This window comes from Spirillospora albida, from assembly GCF_000718255.1.
GTDB lineage: Bacteria > Actinomycetota > Actinomycetes > Streptosporangiales > Streptosporangiaceae > Spirillospora > Spirillospora albida.
Genome location: NZ_JOFJ01000006.1, coordinates 128,054 through 149,485 on the forward strand (window position 1 = coordinate 128,054; position 21,432 = coordinate 149,485).

The 21,432-nt window shown below is 73.8% G+C and carries 20 protein-coding genes; 9 read left to right on the plus strand and 11 right to left on the minus strand.

The genetic code is table 11. From position 1 onward, the window contains the following. Window positions 1–158 precede the first annotated feature (158 nt). On the plus strand, window positions 159–1,154 hold the full coding sequence (gene selD, locus IE99_RS0110860) for a selenide, water dikinase SelD (RefSeq protein WP_030167679.1): 996 nt from the start codon (window positions 159–161) through the stop codon (window positions 1,152–1,154). Here the strand turns inward: selD and IE99_RS0110865 are convergent. Further along, the gene (locus IE99_RS0110865) at window positions 1,151–3,034 is read right to left on the minus strand and encodes a propionyl-CoA synthetase (protein ID WP_030167681.1); all 1,884 of its coding nucleotides are present in this window, start codon (window positions 3,032–3,034) and stop codon (window positions 1,151–1,153) included. The genes selD and IE99_RS0110865 overlap by 4 nt on opposite strands. Window positions 3,035–3,333: 299 nt before the next feature. Here IE99_RS0110865 and IE99_RS0110870 point away from each other — a divergent pair, with 299 nt between their 5' ends. From IE99_RS0110870 to IE99_RS33015, 5 genes are all read left to right on the plus strand, one after another. Further along, a complete protein-coding gene (locus tag IE99_RS0110870; protein ID WP_030167687.1) occupies window positions 3,334–4,638 on the plus strand; it encodes a hypothetical protein in 1,305 nt (434 codons plus the stop codon). Between the two features lie 91 nt (window positions 4,639–4,729). Continuing rightward, on the plus strand, window positions 4,730–5,923 hold the full coding sequence (locus tag IE99_RS0110875; protein ID WP_030167690.1) for an RtcB family protein: 1,194 nt from the start codon (window positions 4,730–4,732) through the stop codon (window positions 5,921–5,923). 105 nt (window positions 5,924–6,028) lie between these two features. Then, the gene (gene moaA, locus IE99_RS0110880) at window positions 6,029–7,018 is read left to right on the plus strand and encodes a GTP 3',8-cyclase MoaA (RefSeq protein WP_030167694.1); all 990 of its coding nucleotides are present in this window, start codon (window positions 6,029–6,031) and stop codon (window positions 7,016–7,018) included. A gap of 10 nt (window positions 7,019–7,028) precedes the next feature. After that, on the plus strand, window positions 7,029–7,619 hold the full coding sequence (mobA, locus tag IE99_RS0110885; protein ID WP_037559105.1) for a molybdenum cofactor guanylyltransferase: 591 nt from the start codon (window positions 7,029–7,031) through the stop codon (window positions 7,617–7,619). After that, window positions 7,606–7,857, plus strand: a complete 252-nt coding sequence (locus IE99_RS33015) for a DUF6457 domain-containing protein (RefSeq protein WP_030167699.1) — start codon at window positions 7,606–7,608, stop codon at window positions 7,855–7,857. Before mobA ends, IE99_RS33015 begins: the two co-directional genes overlap by 14 nt. A 4-nt stretch (window positions 7,858–7,861) precedes the next feature. Here IE99_RS33015 and IE99_RS0110895 read toward each other — a convergent pair whose 3' ends face one another. From IE99_RS0110895 to IE99_RS0110910, 4 genes are all read right to left on the minus strand, one after another. Further along, entirely contained in the window at window positions 7,862–8,089 is a 228-nt protein-coding gene (locus IE99_RS0110895; protein WP_030167703.1) for a hypothetical protein, read from the minus strand. 29 nt (window positions 8,090–8,118) lie between these two features. Continuing rightward, a complete protein-coding gene (locus tag IE99_RS0110900) occupies window positions 8,119–9,420 on the minus strand; it encodes an FAD-dependent oxidoreductase (RefSeq protein WP_030167705.1) in 1,302 nt (433 codons plus the stop codon). Beyond that, window positions 9,413–10,210, minus strand: coding sequence for a tryptophan 2,3-dioxygenase (locus tag IE99_RS0110905; protein WP_030167707.1), 798 nt, complete (start codon window positions 10,208–10,210; stop codon window positions 9,413–9,415). The genes IE99_RS0110900 and IE99_RS0110905 overlap by 8 nt, the downstream gene beginning before the upstream one ends. An 82-nt stretch (window positions 10,211–10,292) precedes the next feature. After that, window positions 10,293–10,787 carry a MarR family transcriptional regulator gene (locus IE99_RS0110910; protein ID WP_030167717.1) on the minus strand — a complete coding sequence of 165 codons (495 nt, stop codon included), beginning with the start codon at window positions 10,785–10,787 and terminating at the stop codon, window positions 10,293–10,295. Window positions 10,788–10,876: 89 nt separating this feature from the next. Between IE99_RS0110910 and icmF the strand changes: the two genes are divergently transcribed. Together icmF and IE99_RS0110920 are read left to right on the plus strand one after the other, a co-directional pair. Further along, window positions 10,877–14,080: a fused isobutyryl-CoA mutase/GTPase IcmF gene (icmF, locus tag IE99_RS0110915; protein ID WP_030167720.1), complete on the plus strand. Its 3,204-nt coding sequence runs from the start codon at window positions 10,877–10,879 to the stop codon at window positions 14,078–14,080. Further along, the gene (locus tag IE99_RS0110920) at window positions 14,077–14,844 is read left to right on the plus strand and encodes a helical backbone metal receptor (RefSeq protein ID WP_051712378.1); all 768 of its coding nucleotides are present in this window, start codon (window positions 14,077–14,079) and stop codon (window positions 14,842–14,844) included. Before icmF ends, IE99_RS0110920 begins: the two co-directional genes overlap by 4 nt. A 23-nt stretch (window positions 14,845–14,867) precedes the next feature. Here IE99_RS0110920 and IE99_RS31800 read toward each other — a convergent pair whose 3' ends face one another. From IE99_RS31800 to IE99_RS0110940, 4 genes are all read right to left on the minus strand, one after another. Further along, window positions 14,868–15,458, minus strand: coding sequence for a TetR/AcrR family transcriptional regulator (locus IE99_RS31800; protein WP_030167724.1), 591 nt, complete (start codon window positions 15,456–15,458; stop codon window positions 14,868–14,870). A gap of 13 nt (window positions 15,459–15,471) precedes the next feature. After that, the gene (fabG, locus tag IE99_RS0110930; protein ID WP_030167728.1) at window positions 15,472–16,227 is read right to left on the minus strand and encodes a 3-oxoacyl-ACP reductase FabG; all 756 of its coding nucleotides are present in this window, start codon (window positions 16,225–16,227) and stop codon (window positions 15,472–15,474) included. A gap of 17 nt (window positions 16,228–16,244) precedes the next feature. Further along, window positions 16,245–17,396 (minus strand): acyl-CoA dehydrogenase family protein, encoded by a 1,152-nt coding sequence (locus IE99_RS0110935; protein ID WP_030167730.1) that lies wholly within the window; start codon window positions 17,394–17,396, stop codon window positions 16,245–16,247. 495 nt (window positions 17,397–17,891) lie between these two features. Further along, window positions 17,892–18,224, minus strand: a complete 333-nt coding sequence (locus tag IE99_RS0110940) for a DUF3099 domain-containing protein (protein WP_030167733.1) — start codon at window positions 18,222–18,224, stop codon at window positions 17,892–17,894. Window positions 18,225–18,304: 80 nt separating this feature from the next. Here IE99_RS0110940 and IE99_RS0110945 point away from each other — a divergent pair, with 80 nt between their 5' ends. Next, window positions 18,305–18,517, plus strand: a complete 213-nt coding sequence (locus IE99_RS0110945; protein WP_030167736.1) for a dodecin — start codon at window positions 18,305–18,307, stop codon at window positions 18,515–18,517. A gap of 4 nt (window positions 18,518–18,521) precedes the next feature. Here IE99_RS0110945 and IE99_RS0110950 read toward each other — a convergent pair whose 3' ends face one another. Both IE99_RS0110950 and IE99_RS0110955 read right to left on the minus strand, forming a co-directional pair. Then, window positions 18,522–19,898 (minus strand): metallopeptidase TldD-related protein, encoded by a 1,377-nt coding sequence (locus IE99_RS0110950; RefSeq protein ID WP_051712395.1) that lies wholly within the window; start codon window positions 19,896–19,898, stop codon window positions 18,522–18,524. A 2-nt stretch (window positions 19,899–19,900) separates the two neighbouring features. Beyond that, window positions 19,901–21,400, minus strand: a complete 1,500-nt coding sequence (locus IE99_RS0110955) for a TldD/PmbA family protein (RefSeq protein WP_030167741.1) — start codon at window positions 21,398–21,400, stop codon at window positions 19,901–19,903. Window positions 21,401–21,432 lie beyond the last annotated feature (32 nt).

The following is a 21,432-nucleotide window of genomic DNA, read 5'->3' on the forward strand; positions in this document are numbered from 1 at the left end:
CGCCCTCCCGAAGTTCGAGTAAGTGATGACTTGCAGAAGGGTCATCGCACCATGCCGAACGTCGTTCGGGCAAGTCCCCGGGCGCGGCGCCCCTGGGTGATCGGTTCCGTACAGTCCGTTTGTTGATCATTTGGGGGGTTAAGTGTTGAATCTTCGGGATGACCCGCCTCGCCCGGACCGCCCGTCTTACGCAGTTCGCCCATGGGGGCGGCAGCGCCTCGAAGATCCCCCCGGGCGAGCTGGAACGGGTCGTCGCCGGCCTCACCGCGCCCGCCGGGGACGCCCTCCTCGTCGGCGGCGGGGACGGCGACGACGCGGCCGTGCTGCGGATCGCCGGCGGCCGTGCCGTGGTGGCCACCGCCGACTTCTTCACCCCCGTCGTCGACGACGCCTACGACTGGGGCCGCATCGCCGCCGCCAACGCGCTGTCCGACATCTACGCCGTCGGCGGCGTCCCGCTGATGGCGCTCAACCTGCTCGGCTGGCCCCGCGACGCGCTGCCCGCCGAACTCGCCCGGGAGGTCCTGCGCGGCGGCCGGGACGCCGCCGCCCGCGCCGGCTGCGCCATCGCGGGCGGCCACAGCATCGACGACCCCGAGCCCAAGTACGGCCTCGCCGTGACGGGCGTCGCCGACCCCGAGCACCTGCTCCGGCTGGACGGCGGCCGCCCCGGCCTGCCGCTGTCGCTGACCAAGCCGCTCGGCCTCGGCGTCCTCAACGCCCGGCACAAGGCGACCGGCGAGGTGTTCCCGCACGCCGTCGAGACGATGACGGCGCTGAACGCCGCGGCGTCCGCCGCCGCGCTCGCCGCCGGCGCCCGCTGCGCCACCGACGTGAACGGGTTCGGCCTGCTCGGCCACCTCTACAAGCTGGCGCGGGCCAGCGGCGTCACCGCGGTCGTCGACGCGTCCGCCGTCGGCCGCCTGGACGGCGCGGCCGAAGCCGTCCGGGACGGGTTCGTGCCGGTCGGCACCCGCCGCAACCTCGCCTGGGTCGCCCCCCACACCGACTTCGGCCGTATCGCCGAGGAGGAGCGGCTGCTGCTCGCCGACGCGCAGACCTCCGGCGGGCTGCTCGTCGCCGGGGAGATCCCGGGCGCGCCCGTCATCGGGGAGCTGGTCCCGCGCGGCGAGCGGACCCTCGTGGTCCGCTAGCCCTCCCGCCGCAGGACGGGCCGCAGGGACTCCAGCACCTCCGGGTCCTCGATGGTGGACGGCACGGGCACCTCCCGCCCGTCGGCGATGCCCCGCATCACCCCGCGCAGGATCTTGCCCGACCGCGTCTTCGGCAGCGCGGCGACCACCGTGATCTCCTTCAGCGCCGCGACCGGCCCGACCTGGTCGCGGACCATCCCGACGAGCTCGGCGGCCAGCTCGCCCTCCTCGGCGAGCACGCCGCTCTTCAGCACCACCAGGCCGCGCGGGACCTGGCCCTTGAGCGCGTCCCGGACGCCGATCACCGCGCACTCGGCGACCGCCGGATGCGCCGCGATGACCTCCTCCATCGTCCCCGTCGACAGGCGGTGCCCGGCCACGTTGACGACGTCGTCGGTGCGGCCCATCACCCAGACGTAGCCGTCCTCGTCGATGTGGCCGCCGTCGCCGGTCAGGTAGTGCCCCGGATACCGGGTCAGGTACGACTCGACGAACCGCTCGTCGTCCTGCCACAGCGTCGGCAGCGTGCCCGGCGGCAGCGGCAGCCGGATCGCGATCTCGCCGTCCTCGCCGGGCGGCAGCGGCTCCCCGTCCGGCCCGAGGACCCGCACGTCGTACCCCGGGACCGGCACCGACGGCGAGCCGGGCTTCACCGGGAGCGGCTCCAGCCCGCGCGGGTTCGCCACGATCGGCCAGCCCGTCTCCGTCTGCCACCAGTGGTCGACGACCGGCCGGTCCAGCATCCGCGACGCCCACCGGTAGGTGTCCGGATCGAGGCGCTCCCCGGCCAGGAACAGCGTGTCCAGCGCGGACAGGTCGTGCCCGGCGAGCAGCGCCCCGTCCGGGTCCTCCTTCTTGATCGCGCGGATCGCGGTCGGCGCCGTGAACAGCGTCTTCACCCGGTGCTCCGCCGCGACCCGCCAGAACGCGCCCGCGTCGGGCGTCCCCACCGGCTTGCCCTCGTACAGGACGGTCGTGCAGCCGGTCAGCAGCGGCGCGTACACGATGTAGGAGTGCCCGACGACCCACCCGACGTCGGACGCGGCCCAGAACACGTCGCCCGGACCGACCCCGAACACGTTCTCCATCGACCAGCGCAGCGCGACGGCGTGCCCGCCGTTGTCGCGGACGACGCCCTTCGGCCGGCCCGTCGTCCCCGACGTGTAGAGGATGTACAGCGGGTCCGTCGCGGCGACCGCCACGCACTCGGCGGGCTCGGCGGACTCCACCGCCTCGTCCCACTCCACGTCCCGGGGCCGCACCAGGTCGGCGTGCAGCTGCGGACGCTGCCGGATCACGCACCGCTCCACCTTGTGCCGCGCCAGGTCCAGCGCCTTGTCCAGCAGCGGCTTGTACGGGACGATCCGGCCGCCCTCGATCCCGCAGGACGCCGACACGACCGCCTTGGGCCGGGCGTGGTCGATCCGCACGGCCAGCTCCTGCGCGGCGAACCCGCCGAACACCACCGAGTGGACGGCGCCCAGCCGCGCGCACGCCAGCATCGCGACGACCGCCTCGGGGATCATCGGCAGGTAGATCACGACGCGGTCGCCGCGGTCGACGCCCTGCGCGCGCAGCGCCCCCGCGAACCGGGCCACCAGGTCCGTCAGCTCCCGGTAGGAGAACGTCCGGACCGTGCCGGTGACCGGGCTGTCGTAGATCAGCGCCGCCTGCTCGCCCCGGCCCTCCTCGACATGCCGGTCGAGGGCGTTGTCGCAGGTGTTCAGCTCACCGCCGGTGAACCAGCGGTAGAACGGCGGAGCCCCGTCGTCCAGGACGCGGTCCGGCGGCACGAGCCAGCGGATGTCGCGCGCCGCCAGCCCCCAGAACCGGGTCGGGTCGGCGATGCTGCGTTCGTACGCCGCCGCGTAGGCGCCCATGTCGTCCTCCCGGTACGGTCGGTCCCCGCCTCGAACTCCATGCCCCCCGGCCCCGCCCGCGAGGACGGGGGCCACCCCTATAGGGCACGGCGCGGACACCGTTCGTCAAGGCCCCGCGCCGTCGGCGCGCCATCGGTACCGCCCCGTCGGAGCGCTCCAGGCCCCGCGTCCGCGGAGTGCGCCGCCCCGCGCGGGGGCGGAACGTTAGGGTTGCCATCCGTGGACCTTCGTCTGCGTCACGCCCGCCCTCCCCTCCCCGCCGCGCCGTTCCCGCCTTCCCCGGCGAGGAACGAGGAGTGATGCCCGTCGTCGTCACCGCCGGGCACGCTGGGCACGGCAAGTCGTCCCTCGTCCGCGCCCTCGCCGGCCTCGGCGCCGCGCCGGGCGTCGCGTTCGCGGACCTTCCCGCCGCGCTGCCCGCCTGGCTCGCCGCCGCCGGCCCGGCGTCCGCCGTGCTCTTCGCCGTCGCCGCCGACCGGGGCTGGCGCGAGCAGTCCCAGGAGCACCTGGACGCCCTGGCCGCGCTCGGCGTCCGGCACGGCGTCCTCGCGATCACGTTCGCGGACGCCGCCGACCCCCGGCACGCCCTCCGGCAGGCCCGCGACCGGCTCGCCGGGACGGTGCTGCGCGGCGCCGAGGCCGTCCCGGTCAGCACCGCTACCGGCGCCGGGCTGGCCGCGCTCGCCGCCGCCCTGGACCGGCTGGCCGGGCGGCTGCCCGTCCCCGACCCGGACGCGCCCGTCCGGCTGTGGGCGGACGGCGCGCACCACGCCGCCGGGACGGCCGCCATCACGGGCACCCTCTCCGCCGGGACGCTCCACGTCGGGGACGAGCTGCTGCTCATGCCGGCGGAGCGGCGGGTCGTCCTCACCGCGATCGAGACGGCGGGGGAGTCCCGCACGTCGGTGCGGGCCCCCGCGCGGGTGACCGCGGAGTTCCCCGCGTCCCGGCCGCCCGGCGGCGGCGCCCTGGTCACCCCCGGCCGCTGGACGCCCACCTCCTGCGTCGACGTCCGCACCCGGTTCGGCGCCGCGGCGGGGCGCCTCGCCCGCCGGGCGACCCTGCACGTGGGCGCGGCGGCCGTCCCCGTCCGGCTCCGCCCGCTCGGCCCCGACACCGCCCGGCTGACGCTCAACGCCCGGCTCCCCCTGCACGCCGGCGACACCGGCGTCCTGCGCGCCCCCGAGCAGGGGACGGTCGCGGGCGTGAGCGTCCTGGACCTCCGCCCGCCCCCGCTGGTGCGGCCCGGCGCCGGGGCCGCCCGCGCCCGCGAGCTGGCGTCCTGGCCGGACCGCCCGGACGGCCGGACCGTCCTGCGCCGGCACGGGCTCCTGCGCCGCGCCGACCTCCCGCCGATGGGCTGCGCGCCCCCGCCGGACGCGATCGACCTGCCGGACGGCTGGCTCGCCGACCCGGCCCACTGGGCGGCCCTGCGCGGCCGCCTCGCCGCCGAGGTGGCCCGGCACGCCGCCGCCCACCCGGCGGCGCCCGGCCTTCCGATGGAGACCCTCCGGCTGCGGCTCGGCCTGCCGTCCCGGCGGCTGGTGCCCGTCCTGGCCGAGCCGCCCCTGCGGATCGAACGCGGCCGCGTGCACGCTTCATGAACCGCCCCGGAGCGGGAAAAACCCGTTGATACGGCCCGGTCTCTTCTGGCCTCATAGATCGCGGTCCGGTTCCCCGTTCTAAGGAGAAGGCATGCCGTACCAGACGCTCAAGGGCGGCCGCGTTCCCATCCGGATGTGGACCGACCCCGCCACCGTCGAGCACGTCGCGCTCGACCAGCTCCGCAACGTCTCCGCCCTGCCGTGGGTGGAGGGCCTCGCCGTCATGCCGGACGTCCACTTCGGCAAGGGCGCCACGGTCGGGTCCGTGATCGCCATGCGCGACGCGGTGTCCCCGGCCGCGGTCGGCGTCGACATCGGCTGCGGGATGACCGCCGCCAGGTCGACGCTCACCGTCGAGGACATGCCGGACGACCTGTCCGGCCTGCGAGGCCGCCTGGAGAAGGCGATCCCGGTCGGCCGCGGCGCCCACAAGCACGAGGTCGACCCGTCCGCCCTGCCCGGCCTGAGGGAGCGCGGCTGGTACGAGTTCTGGAAGGACGCGGAGAACCTGCACCGCGGCGTCCGGTCCCGCCTCGGCCGCGCCCGCAGCCAGATGGGGACGCTCGGCGGCGGGAACCACTTCCTGGAGCTGTGCGCGGACGACGACGGCGCCATCTGGCTCGTCCTGCACTCCGGGTCGCGCAACATCGGCAACGCGCTCGCCGAGCAGCACATCGAGGCCGCCCGCGCCCTGCCGCACAACCAGGACCTGCCGGACCCCGACCTCGCCGTGTTCATCTCCGGCACCCCGAAGATGGACGCCTACCGCCACGACCTCTTCTGGGCGCAGGAGTACGCGCGCCGCAACCGCGCCGTCATGATGGCGCTCGCGCAGAACGTCGTGACGCAGCGCTTCGGGCCGCACCGGTGCCGCTGGGAGCAGCAGATCTCCTGCCACCACAACTACGTGGCGGAGGAGGAGTACGACGGCGTCGAGCTGCTCGTCACCCGCAAGGGCGCGATCCGCGCGGGCGCCGGCGACCTCGGCATCATCCCGGGCTCGATGGCGACGGGCACCTACATCGTCCGCGGCCTCGGCAACCCGACCGCGTACAACTCCGCGTCGCACGGCGCGGGCCGGCTCATGAGCCGCAACAAGGCCCGCAAGAGCTTCACGGTGGACGACCTGATCGAGCAGACGAAGGGCGTCGAGTGCCGCAAGGACGGCGGCGTCATCGACGAGATCCCCGGTGCCTACAAGGACCTGGAGTCGGTGATGGCGGCCCAGTCCGATCTCGTCGAGGTGGTGGCGCACCTGCGCCAGCTCATCTGCGTGAAGGGCTGACGGCCGGATCGCGATGTGTGAGACCCCGGCCGTCCGAATAGTGTGGAGTGGTCAACGGCCGGACGGCCCGCGGGTGCGGGCCGTCCCCAGCAGGAAGGGGTGCCCGTGCTGGTCGACACCTTCGGGCGTACCGCGACCGATCTCCGGGTCTCCCTGACCGACCGATGCAACCTGCGGTGCTCGTACTGCATGCCGCCGGAGGGCCTGGACTGGCTGCCCAAACCGGAGGTGCTCACCGACGACGAGGTGGTGCGGCTCGTCACCGTCGGGGTCCGCGACCTCGGGATCACCGAGGTCCGCTACACCGGCGGCGAGCCGCTGCTGCGGCGCGGCCTGCCGGAGATCGTCCGCCGGACGGCCGCGCTGGCGCCACGCCCGCAGATCTCCCTCACCACCAACGGCATCGGCCTGGCGCGGCTGGCGGGGGCGCTCGCCGGCGCCGGGCTCGACCGGGTCAACGTGTCCCTTGACACCCTCGACCCCGCCGTCTTCAAGCGGCTCGCCCACCGCGACCGGCACGCCGACGTGCTCGCCGGGCTGAGCGCGGCGCGCGACGCCGGGCTGGCCCCCGTCAAGATCAACGCGGTGCTGATGCGGGGGATCAACGACCACGAGGCCGTCCCGCTGCTGCGCTTCTGCCTCGAGAACGGCTACCGGCTCCGGTTCATCGAGCAGATGCCGCTGGACGCCCAGCACGGCTGGTCCCGTGACGGCATGATCACGGCGGACGAGATCCTCGCCCGGCTCGGCGAGGAGTTCTCCCTCGCCCCCGACGACCGCGAGGACCGCGGCAGCGCCCCCGCCGAGACGTTCCTGGTCGACGGCGGCCCCGCGACCGTCGGCGTGATCGGCTCGGTCACCCGGCCGTTCTGCGGCGCCTGCGACCGGGTCCGGCTCACCGCCGACGGGCAGATCCGCAACTGCCTGTTCGCGACCGACGAGTCCAACCTCCGGGACGCGCTGCGCGGCGGCGCCACCGACGACGAGATCGCCGAGCGCTGGCGCAAGGCCGTGTGGACCAAGCGCGCCGGCCACGGCATCGACGACCCGTCCTTCCTGCAGCCCGCCCGGCCCATGTCGGCCATCGGCGGCTGAGGCGGCCGGGATGCGGTTCGACGCCGTCCTGCCGGCCGGCGGGCGGGCGCGGCGGTTCGGCGGCGCCGACAAGCCCGCCGCGTCCGCCGGGGGGCGCACCCTGCTCGAATGGGCGGCCGGGGCGGCGGAGGGCGCGTCCCGGCTGATCGTGGTCGGGCCCGCCCGCGCCGTGCTGCCCGGCGCGATCGTCGTCCGGGAGGATCCGCCCGGCGGCGGTCCGGTGCCCGCGCTCCGCGCCGGGCTCGCCGAGGTCCGCGCGCCGCTGCTGGCGCTGCTCGCCGCCGACCTGCCGTTCCTTCGCGCCGCGCACGTGTCCTCGCTGCTGGCGGCCGTGGGCGACGGCGCCGGCGCCGTCCTCGCGGACGACACCGGACATCCGCAGTGGCTCGCCGGATGCTGGCGCACCGCCGTCCTGCGGGACGCCCTCGCCGGATACTCCGGGGCGTCGCTGCGCGGGCTGCTCGGCCCCCTGGAACCCGTGCCGGTCGCGGTGCCCGCCGGCGCGCGCCCGCCCTGGTACGACTGCGACACCCCCGAACGGCTGGCGGACGCGGACCGCCTGCTCAGGACGTGCGAGAGTGAGAGCCATGTCGGTACTTGAGAACTGGATGGAAGCCGTCTGCGGCGAGCTCGGCGTCGACCGCGCGGAGATCGACCGCGACCTCGTGCTGGACCTCGCCCGGGACGTCGCGCACGGCGTCGCCCGGCCCGGCGCGCCGCTCACCGCCTACCTCCTCGGCCTCGCCGTCGGCCGGGGCGCCCCCGCCCGGGACGCCGCGGCCCGGCTCACCGAGCTGGCCGAGGAGTGGGCGCCCGCCCTCCCCGAGGCGTCCGCCTAGCCCGTCAGCCGTCCCGGCCGGCGACCGGGACGACGTCGCGCAGGAAGCCGCGGCGGTCCAGGAACGCCGACAGGCTCTCCCGGTGGCCGTCGCAGGCGAGCCAGATCTTCCGCCGCTCCGGCGTGTGGATCTTGGGGTTGTTCCAGCGCAGCGCCCACACGGCGTCGGCGCGGCAGCCCTTCGCCGAGCACAGCAGGTCGTCGGGGGCGGTGTCGGGAGGCGCGTCGGTCACACCCCCAACTGTGGCATACCGCCCGTCCGTCACCGGCGGCGCCGTACCGCCCGCGCGCCCAGGGCCAGCAGGGCGGCGCCGCCGAGCGCGGCCGCGCCCAGCGCGGCGTTCTGCCGCCGGATCCGCGCCGGGATCTCCGCGTAAGGCAGCGTGGAGAACGACACCAGCTCGTACCGGGACACGTACCGGCCAGCGAGCCGCCGCTCCAGTGCGTGCCGCACGGCCTGCCGCGCCCGGTACACCGGCGACGATACCCGGTCGCGCATCTCGATGAAGTTGTCGAGGGCCATCTCGGCGATGGCGTCGGTGTTGGGCTTGCGGCGCTCCTCGTACGCGGCGAGGGCCCGCGCCCAGTCGCCGCCCGTCTCGGCCAGGCACCGGTCGATCTCGATGCAGTCCTCGAACGCGCAGTTCGCGCCCTGCCCGAAGAACGGGACGATCGCGTGCGCCGCGTCCCCGAGCAGCGCCGCGATCGCGCCGTCGCCGCGCCGGACCCACGGCCGGCACCGGACGGTGACCAGCGACCCGACGGGGTTGCGCCGGTAGTCGTCCGCCAGGTCGGGCATGAGGCCGGCGACGTCCGGATAGCGCTCGGCGAAGTGGGCGGCGATCTCCGCGTCCGTGCCGAGCGCATCGAAGTCGTCCTGCGGCCAGAACAGCGTGCAGGTGAACGACCGGTCGAGGTTCGGCAGCGCGATCATCATGGCGGTGCCGCGCGGCCAGATGTGCAGCGCGTCCGGGTCGAGCGCGAAGTCCCCGTCCCTCGGCGGGACGGTCAGCTCCTTGTACCTGTGGTCGAGGAAGTCGGTACCGGCGTCCAGGTCCAGGGACGCGCGGACCGCGCTGTACGCGCCGTCGCCCGCCAGGATCACCTCGGCGGGCTCGGTGCCCCCGCCCTCCGTCCGCAGGAGCCCCGCCTCCAGGTCGGCGCCGGTGATCCGCGCCGCGAACCGCAGCGCGACGCCCGGGGTGGCCTCGGCGGTGTCCAGCAGCGCGGCGTTCAGCTCCGCGCGGCCGATCGAGTTGATGGCGCGCGTCCCGTCCGCGCTGTAGGGCTGGAAGTTCACGGCGCCGCCGAGAGGGTGCACCATCCGCCCGTGCATCGGCAGCGCCCGCTTGAGCGCCTCGTCCCGCAGGCCGACCTGCTCCAGCGCCGCCAGCCCTCGCGCGGAGATCGCCAGGTTGATCGACCGGCCGCGCTCCGCGCCCGCGACCCGGGGGTCGGGCCGCCGCTCGTAGACGGTCACGGGGACGCCGCGCCGCCCGAGCAGCACGGCCAGCAGGCATCCGGCGAGCCCGGCCCCGACGATCGCGACCCGTTCCTCAGCCATGGAGGGGCGCCTCCTCGACCTGCGATCGGACCTCCCACAGGTCGGGGAACGCGGGCCGGAACAGCGTGTCGCGCAGGTAGTCCGCGCCCGCCGAGCCGCCCGTGCCGATCTTGGCGCCGATCGTCCGCTCCACCATCTTGAGGTGCCGGTACCGCCACTCCTGGATGCCCTCGTCCATGTCGACGAGCGCCTCGCAGACCTCGGCCCCGGGCCCGGACTCGTCGGCGTAGACGTGCAGCAGGGCCTTCTGGACCTCGGCGCTCGCCTCCCACGGCCGCGACGGGTCGCGTTCGAGGGCCTCCGCCGGGACGGGGCAGCCGCGCCCGGCCAGGTACCGCAGCAGCGAGTCGAACACCGAGGGCCGCGCGATCGCCGCCCGCAGCCGGGGGTCGTCGCGCAGGTCGGACGCGGGGAACCCGCGCCGCCCGAAGACCGCCTCGATCTCGCGGAACTGGGCGCTCTGGAACCCGCTGGAGGTCCCGAGCGCGCCCCGGAAGGCCGCGAACTGCCGGGGCGTCATCGTCTCCAGCACGTCGAGCTGCCCGACCACCGTCTTGAGGATCTTCGCGATCCGCCGCGCGGTGTGCAGCGAGCCGCCGCTGTTGCCGGCCTCGAGCCGCCGCTGCAGCAGCTCGGCCTCGTGCAGGATCTGCTTGAACCACAGCTCGTACACCTGATGGATGATCACGAACAGCAGCTCGTCGTGGGCGGCGGTCCGGGTCTCCTGGCAGTCGAGCAGGTCGTCCAGCCGCAGGTATCCGCCGTACGTCATTGTCGGCGAATCCGTCATAGCAGCCTCCTCGCGGGCATAACGGATGTGATCCACAGCATAGGGGATCGCTCACATCCGAGGGCCGCGCCGCGTCCCGGCCTCAGCTGACCTCGCCGGCGGTGACGCGGACGGCGTGGAGGCTGCGGGTGATCTCGGCGGCCTGGGCGGCGGCGAGGCCGGCGATGCCGAAGGCGGACTCGTTGAGCGCGGCGGTGGCCTCCTCGGCGAGCTCGCGGCCCGCCGGCGTGATGGTGGCGAGGACGACGCGGCGGTCGTCGGGCGAGGGGCGGCGGCCGACGAGGCCGCGGCTCTCCAGGCGTCCGATCACGTTGGTGACGGAGGCGGGGTGGACCATCAGGCGGGTGCCCATCTTGCCCATCGGGAGCGTCCCGGTGCGGGTGAAGGCGAGCAGGCGCAGGGCCTCGTAGGCCGCGAAGGTCAGCCCGTAGGGTTTGAGGACGGCCTCGATGCGGCTCAGCAGCAGCTGCTGGGCGCGCATCACCGAGGTGACGGCGGCCATGTGGTCGGCGTGCTCGGGCCAGCGCGCGCTCCACTGGCGGTGGGCCTCGGCGATGGGATCGAGGGCTTCGGGCATTGCCCCACCGTAGGTGGTCTTGACCGGGTCGTGCACGCCAACTACTTTAACTTCCAAATATTGGATGTCCAAGGGCTGGAGATGAGGACGTGACCGGGCAGCTCCACACGCCGGTGCATCCGGTGCGGTTCGTGACCGCGGCGGCGCTCTTCGACGGGCACGACGCGGCGATCAACATCATGCGCCGGATCCTGCAGTCGCAGGGCGCCGAGGTGGTGCACCTGGGTCACGACCGCTCCGTCCGGGAGGTCGTGGACGCCGTCCTGGAGGAGGACGCGCAGGGCGTCGCGATCAGCTCCTACCAGGGCGGGCACGTCGAGTACTTCGAGTACCTGGCGCGCAGCCTCAAGGAGGCCGGCGCCGAGCACGTCAGGGTGTTCGGCGGAGGCGGCGGCGTCATCGTGCACGAGGAGATCGCCCGCCTGGCGGGCGAGGGCGTGCGGATCTTCTCCCCGGAGGACGGCCAGCGGCTCGGCCTGCCCGGCATGATCAACGAGCTGGTGCGCGAGTGCGACGTGGACCTCGCCGACGAGCCCGCCGACGTCCGGGCCGTCCTGGCGGGGGAGCGGCGCGCCCTGGCCCGCGCGATCACCTGCCTGCAGGCCGGGAGGCTCGCCGAGGCGGACCGCGCCGCGCTCGCCGACGCGGCCGCCGCGCGGACGGTGCCGGTGCTCGGCATCACCGGCACCGGCGGCTCCGGCAAGTCGTCGCTCACCGACGAGCTCGTCCGGCGGCTGCGCACCGACCAGCGGGACGGGCCGCGCGTCGCGGTCCTCGCCGTCGACCCGACCCGGCGGCGCGGCGGCGGCGCGCTGCTCGGCGACCGCATCCGGATGAACGCCCTGGACGGCGACAGGGTCTTCTTCCGCTCACTCGCCACGCGCGGCGCGCACGAGCTGCCCCGCGGCATCGAGGACATCGTCGGCGCCTGCAAGGCCGCGGGGTTCGACCTCGTGATCCTGGAGACGCCCGGCATCGGGCAGGGCGACGCCGGGATCGTCCCGCTCGTGGACGTCTCGCTGTACGTGATGACGCCCGAGTTCGGCGCCGCGTCCCAGCTCGAGAAGATCGACATGCTCGACTTCGCCGACGTGGTCGCGATCAACAAGTTCGAGCGGCGCGGCGCCGCCGACGCGCTGCGGGACGTCGCGCGCCAGCTCGTCCGCAACCGGGAGGCGTTCGGGAAGCGGCCCGAGGAGATGCCGGTGTTCGGGACGAGCGCCGCCACCTTCGACGACGACGGCGTCACCGCGCTCTATCAGCACCTCCGGGAGCTGCTGGGCATCCGGCCCGGCGCGCTCCCGGCCGTGGACACCAAGGCGTCGACCGGCGCCGCGACGATCATCCCGCCCGGCCGCGTCCGGTACCTGTCGGACATCGCCGAGACGGTCCGCGGGTACCACGCCGCCACGGCGGCGCAGGCCGCGGCGGTGCGGCGGGTCCAGCGGCTGGACGAGGTGCGGGCCGAGCTGCGGGACGCCGGCGAGGTGGAGGCGCTGCTGGAGCGGGCGCGAAGCGAGGTCGAGCCCCGCAACGCCGCGCTCATCGAGGAGTGGCCCTCCGTCGTGGAGTCGTACTCCGGCGACGAGCAGGTCGTGCGTATCCGCGACCGGGAGCTGCGGACGGCCCTGACCCGCGAGTCGCTGTCGGGCAGCCGCATCCCGCGCGTCGCCCTGCCGCGCTATACCGACCACGGCGAGCTGCTGCGGTTCCTGCGCGCGGAGAACCTGCCCGGCCGTTTCCCGTTCACGGCGGGCGTGTTCCCGTTCAAGCGCGACAACGAGGATCCGGCGCGCATGTTCGCCGGGGAGGGCGACCCGTTCCGCACCAACCGGCGGTTCAAGCTCCTGTCGGAGGGCCAGCCCGCCACGCGGCTGTCGACCGCGTTCGACTCCGTCACGCTGTACGGCCGAGACCCCGACGAGCGGCCCGACGTGTACGGCAAGGTCGGCACGTCCGGCGTGTCCGTCGCGACGCTGGACGACATGAAGGCCCTCTACGACGGGTTCGACCTGGCGTCCCCGACGACGTCGGTGTCGATGACCATCAACGGCCCGGCGCCGACGATCCTGGCGTTCTTCCTGAACACCGCCATCGACCAGGGGCTCGACGCGTTCCGGGAGGAGAACGGACGGGAACCGTCCCCGGACGAGGCGCGGGAGGTCCGCGCGCGCGTCCTGTCGACCGTGCGGGGCACCGTGCAGGCCGACATCCTCAAGGAGGACCAGGGCCAGAACACCTGCATCTTCTCCACCGAGTTCTCGCTGCGGATGATGGGCGACATCCAGGAGTGGTTCATCGCCAACGGCGTCCGCAACTTCTACTCGGTGTCCATCTCGGGCTACCACATCGCCGAGGCGGGGGCGAACCCCATCAGCCAGCTCGCGTTCACCCTCGCCAACGGGTTCACCTACGTGGAGTCGTACCTGGCGCGCGGCATGGACGTCGACGACTTCGCGCCCAACCTGTCGTTCTTCTTCTCCAACGGCATGGACCCCGAGTACAGCGTCCTCGGACGCGTCGCCCGCCGCATCTGGGCCGTCGCCATGCGGGACCGGTTCGGCGCCAACGAGCGCAGCCAGAAGCTGAAGTACCACGTCCAGACGTCGGGGCGCTCCCTGCACGCGCAGGAGATGAACTTCAACGACATCCGGACGACGCTCCAGGCCCTCATCGCCGTCTACGACAACTGCAACAGCCTCCACACCAACGCCTACGACGAGGCCGTCACGACGCCCACGGCGGAGTCGGTGCGGCGCGCCCTGGCGATTCAGATGATCATCAACCGGGAGTGGGGCCTCGCGATGAACGAGAACCCGCTCCAGGGGTCGTTCGTCATCGACGAGCTCACCGACCTCGTCGAGGAGGCCGTGCTGCGCGAGTTCGACCGGATCAGCGAGCGCGGCGGCGTCCTCGGCGCGATGGAGACCGGCTATCAGCGCGGCCGCATCCAGGACGAGTCGATGCTGTACGAGCAGCGCAAGCACGACGGAACCCTGCCGATCATCGGCGTGAACACGTTCCGCGCCCCGGACGCCGCCGACGGGACCCCGGACACGATCGAGCTGGCCCGCGCGACCGAGGACGAGAAGCGGTCGCAGCTGGAGCGCGTCCGCGCGTTCCAGGACGCGCACCGCGGGGAGGCCGAGGCGGCGCTCGCCCGCCTCCAGGACGCGGCCCGCTCGGGGGAGAACGTGTTCGGCGTGCTGATGGACGCGGCGCGGGTGTGCAGCCTGCAGCAGATCACCGGCGCGTTCTTCGAGGTCGGCGGCCAGTACCGCCGCAACGTATGACGGACCCGCGGGACGACACCGGTGCGCCCGTTCCGGTCCCGGAGCGGGTGCGCCGGGTGGTGTCGCTCGTCCCGTCCCTGACGGAGACGGTCGCGGTGTCGGCGCCGGGACTGCCGGCGGGCGCCACCGACTGGTGCACCCACCCGGAGGATCTGGACGTCCCGCGCATCCGGGGCACCAAGAACCCCGACGTTGAGCAGATCGTCGCGCTGCGGCCGGACGTCGTCGTCGGCAACACCGAGGAGAACCGGCCCGCCGACGTCGAGGCCCTCCGCGCGGCGGGCGTCGCCGTCTGGATGACCGAGATCCGCACCGTCCAGGGGGCCTTCGCCTCGCTGCGCCGGATGCTCACGGAGGCGTGCCGCGTCGAGGCGCCCGGCTGGCTGGACGAGGCGGAGGCCGCGTGGGCCGCGGTCACGCCCGGCCCGCCGCGCCGCGCGGTCGTCCCGGTGTGGCGGCGGCCGTGGATGGTCGTCGGGAGCGGCACGTTCACCGGTGACGTCCTCGGCCGCCTCGGCGTGGTGAACGTCTACGCGGATCACGCCGAGCGCTACCCGAGGATCCCGCTGGACGAGCTGAACGCGGCCGGCGCGGATCTGGTCGTCCTGCCCGACGAGCCGTACCGGTTCACCGCGGCGGACGGCCCGGAGGCGTTCCCGGGCCTGGCGGCGGCGCTGGTGAACGGCCGGTACCTCACCTGGTACGGCCCCTCGCTCGCCGAGGCGCCGGCCGTGCTCGCCCGTCAGCTGGCCGAGGTGATCTAGGACGCGGGCGGCCTGGTGAACGTCTAGGACGCGGGCGGCCTGGTGAACATCGCCTCGAAGCAGCGCGCGACCCGGCCGTCCAGTTCCTCCGCCGGGACGTCGATCTCCCGCGCAAGGTGCTCGCGCAGCAGCGTGTACCCGTAGATGGTGGACGCGAGCGCCGCCTGCACGGCCTCGACGTCGTCGACGGGCAGCTCGCCGCGCGCCGCGTCCTCGGCGAGGGCCTTGCGCCCGTCGCCCCGGTTGAGGAGCACGCGGGGCCGGTCGTCGCCGTCGAGGACGAGCAGCGTCGCGAGGACGACCGGCTCGGGGTTGCGCAGGCTCGTCCAGAACAGCCGGGACAGCCGCTTGCGCAGCGGCAGCCCCGCCGACTCGGCCGCGTCGAGGGAGTTCGGCCGGGACCGGTGGAACAGCGCCGAGCGCAGCAGCCCGCGCCGCGACCCGAAGTACTGGTAGACCAGCCCGCGGTTGACGCCCGCCGCGTCCGCGACCTCCCGCAGGTTCAGCCCCGCGAGGACGCCGCCCCGGCGCAGCAGCGTGATCGCGGCGGCGCGCAGCGCCTCCTCGGTGGCGTCCCGGTCCCGCGTGGGACCGGCCGGTGTCTCCCCGCCCATCAGAAACGGCCCATCAGTCGCGCGGACCGCCCGCCACGTAGAGGACCTGCCCCGACACGAAGGACGCGTCGTCGCTCACCAGGAACGCGACGACGCCCGCGATGTCCTCGGGCTCCCCGACGCGGCGGACCGGGATCTGCTCGGCCGCCGCCGCCTTGAACACCTCGAAGTCGGCGCCGACGCGGGCGGCGGTCGCGGCGGTCATCTCCGTCGCGATGAAACCGGGCGCGATCGCGTTGGCGGTCACGCCGAACTTCCCGAGCTCGATCGCGAGGGTCTTGGTGAACCCCTGCAGGCCCGCCTTCGCGGCGGAGTAGTTGGCCTGGCCGCGGTTGCCGAGCGCCGACACCGACGACAGGTTGACGACGCGCCCCCAGCCGGCCTTCGTCATGTGCGCCTGGACGGCCCGCGTCATGAGGAACGCGCCCCGCAGGTGCACCGACATGACCGAGTCCCAGTCGTCCTCGGACATCTTGAACAGCAGGTTGTCCCGGGTGATGCCGGCGTTGTTCACCAGCACCACCGGCGGGCCGAGTTCCGCCGCCACGCGCTCGACGGCGGCGGTGACGCGGCCCGCGTCCGCGACGTCCACACCGGCGGCGAGCGCCGTGCCGCCGGCCTCCGCGATCGCCCGGACGGTGCCCGCGCACGCGGCCTCGTCGAGGTCGAGGACCGCGACGGCGAACCCCTCGCGGGCGAGCCGGACGGCGGTCGCGGCGCCGATGCCCCGCGCCCCGCCGGTGACGATGGCGACCCTGTTCCCGGTCATGTCGGTTCCGCCCTTCCTCAGACCCGGATGTCCTTGGCGATGATCGTCTTCAGGACCTCGCTGGTGCCGCCGTAGATCCGGGCCACGCGGGCGTCGGTGTAGAGGCGGGCGATCGGGTACTCCAGGATGTAGCCGTAGCCGCCGTGCAGCTGCAGGCACTTGTCGACGACGCGGCCCTGCACCTCGGTGCAGAACAGCTTGGCGACGGCGGCGTCGGCGGGCGTCAGCTCCCCGGCGTCCAGGGCCTCGATGCAGCGGTCGACGAGCGAGCGGGCCGCCTCGACCTCGGTGGCGCACTCGGCGAGCACGAACTTGGTGTTCTGGAACGACGACACCGTCTTGCCGAAGACCGTCCGCTCCTGAACGTAGGCGCGGGCGAAGTCGACGGCCGCCGCCGCGGACGCGTAGGAGGTGGTCGCGATGCCGAGCCGCTCCTCCGCGAGGTTGTGCATGAGGTACTCGAACCCGCGGCCCTCCTCGCCGAGGAGGTCCTCGGCGGGGACGCGGACGTCGGTGAACGACAGCTCGGCGGTGTCGGAGCTGCGCAGCCCGATCTTCTCCAGCTTGCGGCCGACGGTGTAGCCCTCGCTCCGGGTGTCCACCACGAAGATCGACAGGCCGGCGCGCCGGTTCTCCGCCGTGGCGGGCGAGGTGCGGGCGCAGACGAGCATCCGGTCGGCGAGGACGCCGCCGGTGATGAACGTCTTGGCGCCGTTCAGGATGTAGTGGTCGCCGTCGCGCTTCGCCGTGGTCTGCATCCCGGCGAGGTCGGAGCCGGTGCCGGGCTCGGTCATCGCGATCGCGGTCATCATCTCGCCGGACACGAACGGCGGGAGCCAGCGCTTCTTCTGCTCCTCGTTCGCGTACTTGAGCAGGTACGGCAGGACGAGGTTGACGTGGACGCCGTAACCGCCGAAGCTCACCGCGGCGCGGGCGCACTCCTCGGAGATCACCGCCTGGTACTTGAAGCTGGTCTCGCCGGCGCCGCCGTACTCCTCGGGCACCTGGATGCCGAAGACGCCGAGCTCGCCCAGCTTGTGGTAGAAGTCGCGCGGCGGGTGCCCGGCGTGCTCCCAGTCGTCGTAGACCGGCGCGACCTCGGCCTCGATGAAGTCCCGGATGGTCTCCCGGAACGCCTCATGGTCCTCATTGAAGATCGTGCGGCGCACGTCTGCCCCTTTCGCCGTCCAACTAGCGGAACGCTAACCTAGCCCGAACCTGATTCGGCCCGCAAGCGCAGGTCGGTGCCGAGCAGGGCGTACGGGGCGGGACGGAATCTAACGTTCCGTCAAGAGTCAAGACGTGGGGGGCCGGCGGAGGGCGCCGCAGGGGAGGGAATGCCGGATCGCGTCCGGAAGCCGGCGGAGAAGCGCCGCCTCGGCCCCGCCTGGATCATGGCCGGACCCGGCCACCGAATGGGTCTTGCGCTTCTCACTGACCGTGCTCGGTGCCGCGAGAACCTGAAAAGGAGTCCGGGCGGAGGTCATCGGAAGGCAGCGGGGAAGTAAAAAGCGGCGCCGGGTGGATACGGGGGCAATCCACCCGGCGCCGCGTCATCGGTGTTCCGACGGGGGCCCGGAACACCGGCACGGGCGCCCCGACGGGGGACCAGAGCGCCGGTACAAATCGTACACCGAAACCCCCTGCGGTAAGTCAAGAGAATGTCACGACCCGATTTCCGGTCGCTGTCCGGAAATCGGCTTCTGTTCCCGGTCTTCGGCCGCCGGGGTGAAGCTCGCGGACGCGGTCGGCTCCCGCCCGCCGTTCGCGACGACCACGCTGATGTAGGGCAGGAAGAGCGCCCCGACGACCAGCAGGCCCACGCACCACGTCGGGGCGCCCGCGGCGGCCGTCAGGACCGCCGCGACGAAGCACACCGTCCGGATGCCCATGGACACCAGGTAGCGGCGCTGCCGGTGCCCGATGTCCTCCGACATCGGCAGGGGCGCGTCCGTGACCGTGTGGACCTCCGGACCGCGGCGGGGATTGACCTTCACGTTTCCACGGTAAGCCCAAGGAGTCCGGCACGCGACAGCAGGTTGCGCCCTCCCGGGGCCGCACGAGAAGGGAGCACGCCATGAGCGACCGCACGTACCGGGTGACGGAGATCGTCGGCACCTCGCCGGAGTCCGTCGAGGCCGCCGTCCGCAACGGGGTCCGCCGCGCCGCGCAGACACTCCGTCACCTCGACTGGTTCGAGGTGACGGAGGTCCGCGGCCAGATCGAGGACGGTGAGATCGCCCATTTCCAGGTGGGCATGAAGATCGGCTTCCGCCTGGAGGACGACTGACCCGTCAGGACGCCCGGCTCACCGTCGACATGTTGAAGTCGCCGATCCTGATCGCCGGCATCGCGGTCCGGGTGAAGTAGTCGGACCATTCGCGCGGCAGCGTGGGCTCGGTGCGGCCGACCTCGGCCAGCCGGCCGAGGAGGTCCACCGGGCTCTCGTTGAAGCGGAAGTTGTTCACCGCGCCGACGACCTCGCCGTTCTCGACGAGGTAGACGCCGTCGCGGGTGAGGCCGGTGAGCAGCAGCCGCTGCGGATCCACCTCCCGGATGTACCACAGGCAGGTCAGCAGCAGGCCGCGCTCGGTCCGGGCGACCATCTCGTCGAGGGTCGCGCCGGCGCCGGGCGCGGTCATCGCGAGGTTGTCGATGGCCGGGGTGCACGGCAGCCCCGTGCGCGCCGCCGAGTGCCGGGTCTGGGTGAGCGCGCCGAGGCTGCCGTCGGCGATCCAGTCGGTGGCCGCGAGCGGGAGCCCGTTGTCGAACACCGACGACTCGCGGCCCGACGCGTGCGCGATCACGAATGGGGCGCACTCCATCCCGGCGGCGGACGGGTCGCTGGACAGCGTCACGGGCAGGCTCGCGAGCCGCTCCCCTACCCGGGTGCCGCCGCCGGGCGCGCTGAACACCGTCCGGCCGTCCTGCGCGTCCTGGGCGCCCGCCGACCAGTACAGGTAGATCATCAGGTCGGCGACGGCGCTCGGCGGCAGGATCGTCTCGTACCGGCCCGCGGGCAGGTCGACGCGCCGCTCGCCCCACGCGAGCCTCGTGGCGAGGCCCTCCGTCAGCGCCGCGACGTCCACGTCGGTGAAGTCGCGGGTGGGGACGCCCGCCCAGGCCGAGCCGCCGGTGCCCTTGGCGTTCAGCTCCAGCAGCCCGGTCGGCTGGTCGTGCCGCAGCCGCAGCCCCGTCGACCCGCCCACGAACGTCGACGTCAGCATGTGGTTCGCGAACCCGTACAGCCGGTGCCCGGCGGACCCGGCGGCGGCGAACGCCTCGCCGAGCGCGGGCGCGAAGCCCTCGTAGACGCCGATGCCCGTCTCGGCCGCCTCGTCGTCCCACCCGCCGCCGCCCGCCGGCTCCGCGATCAGCGGCGCGGCGTCCTCGGCCGGCTCGGCCGCGGCGGCGTCGGCCTCCGCGGCGCGGACCAGGTCCTCGATGGCGTCGGCGCCGACCGCCGACCGGGACACGACGCCGGTGGCGACGCCGTCGCCGGTGTTCCGCAGCGCGATGACGGTGAGGCGGCTGGAGCGCGTGACGCCGTTGGTGGTGAGCGTGTTGCCCGCCCACCGCAGGTTCGCGGTGCTCGACTCGTCCGCGATGACGATGCAGTCGTCGGAGCGTGACAGCGACAGCGCCCGCTCGACGGCCTCCTGCGGCCTGATCGTCACTGGCCCGCCTCCTTCAGCGCGTTGAGGATGTTGACGCCCCGGAACAGCGCCGACGGGCAGCCGTGGCTGACCGGCGCGACCTGGCCAGGCTGGCCCTTGCCGCAGTTGAACGCCCCGCCCAGAACGTACGTCTGCGGGCCGCCCACCGCCTCCATCGAGTTCCAGAAGTCGGTCGTGGTCGCCTGGTAGGCGACGTCCCGGACCTGCCCGGCGAGCCGGCCGTTCTCGATCCGGAAGAAGCGCTGCCCGGTGAACTGGAAGTTGTACCGCTGCATGTCGATCGACCAGCTCTTGTCGCCGACGATGTACAGGCCCCGGTCGACGCCCGCGATCAGCTCGTCGGTGGACGGGCCGCCGGGCGCGGGCGCCAGCGACACGTTCGCCATCCGCTGGATCGGCATGCTGGACGCGGCGTCCGCGAACGCGCATCCGTTGGACCGCCGGGCGCCGGTGAGGCGGGCGATGCGCCGGTCGGTCTGGTAGCCGGTGAACAGGCCCTCCGAGACGATGTCGAACGTCTGCGTCTCGACGCCCTCGTCGTCGAAGCCGATGGTGGCGAGGCCGTGCTCGGCGGTGCGGTCCCCGGTCACGTTCATGACCTTCGAGCCGTACTGCAGGGAGCCCAGCCGGTCGGGCGTGGCGAACGACGTGCCCGCGTAGGCGGCCTCGTAGCCGAGCGCCCGGTCGAGCTCGGTGGCGTGCCCGATCGACTCGTGGATCGTCAGCCACAGGTTGGACGGGTCGATGACGACGTCGTAGCCGCCCGGCTCGACGGTCGGCGCGGCGAGCTTCTCGGCGAGCAGCCCCGGGATGGCGGCGAGCTCGCCGTCCCAGTCCCAGTGCGTGCCGGTGAGCCATTCCCACCCGTACCCGGCGGGCGGCGCGAGCGTCCGCATCGTGTCGAACCGGCCGTCGGAGATCCCGACGGCGTCCAGCACCGGATGCAGCCGGACCCGCTGCTGCGTGGTGACCGTCCCGGCGAGGTCGGCGAAGAACTTGTTCTCCTTGACCTGCAGCAGGGACGCGTCGACGTGGTCGACGCGGTCGTCGGACAGGAGGCGGCGGCTCCAGTCGGCCAGCAGCGCGGTCTTCTCGCCGGTCGGCACGGTGAACGGGTCGGTCTCGTACGAGGAGACCCACGTCCGCTCCCCGTGGACGGGTTCGGGCGCCAGCTCGATCGGCTCGGTGTTGACGGGGCGGGCGACGGCCGCGACCTCGACGGCCCGCTCGGCGACGCGCGCGGCGCCCCGCGCAGTCAGGTCGATGCCGGCGGCGAAGCCCCAGGTGCCGTCCTTGACGACCCGGACGGACAGCCCGACGTCGTCGGCGTCGAGCGCGGTCTCCAGAGCGGCGTCGTGCAGCCGGAGCGTCTGGCTGCGGATCCGCTCCAGGCGGAAGTCGGCGTGCGCCGCGCCGAGCTCCTTCGCCCGGCTCAAGGCCGCGTCGGCCAGCGCGCGCAGGGGAAGCGCGGTGAATGCGGGATCGATGTCATGCACCCTCCGCAACCTACCCGGCGGGGGCGGCGCCC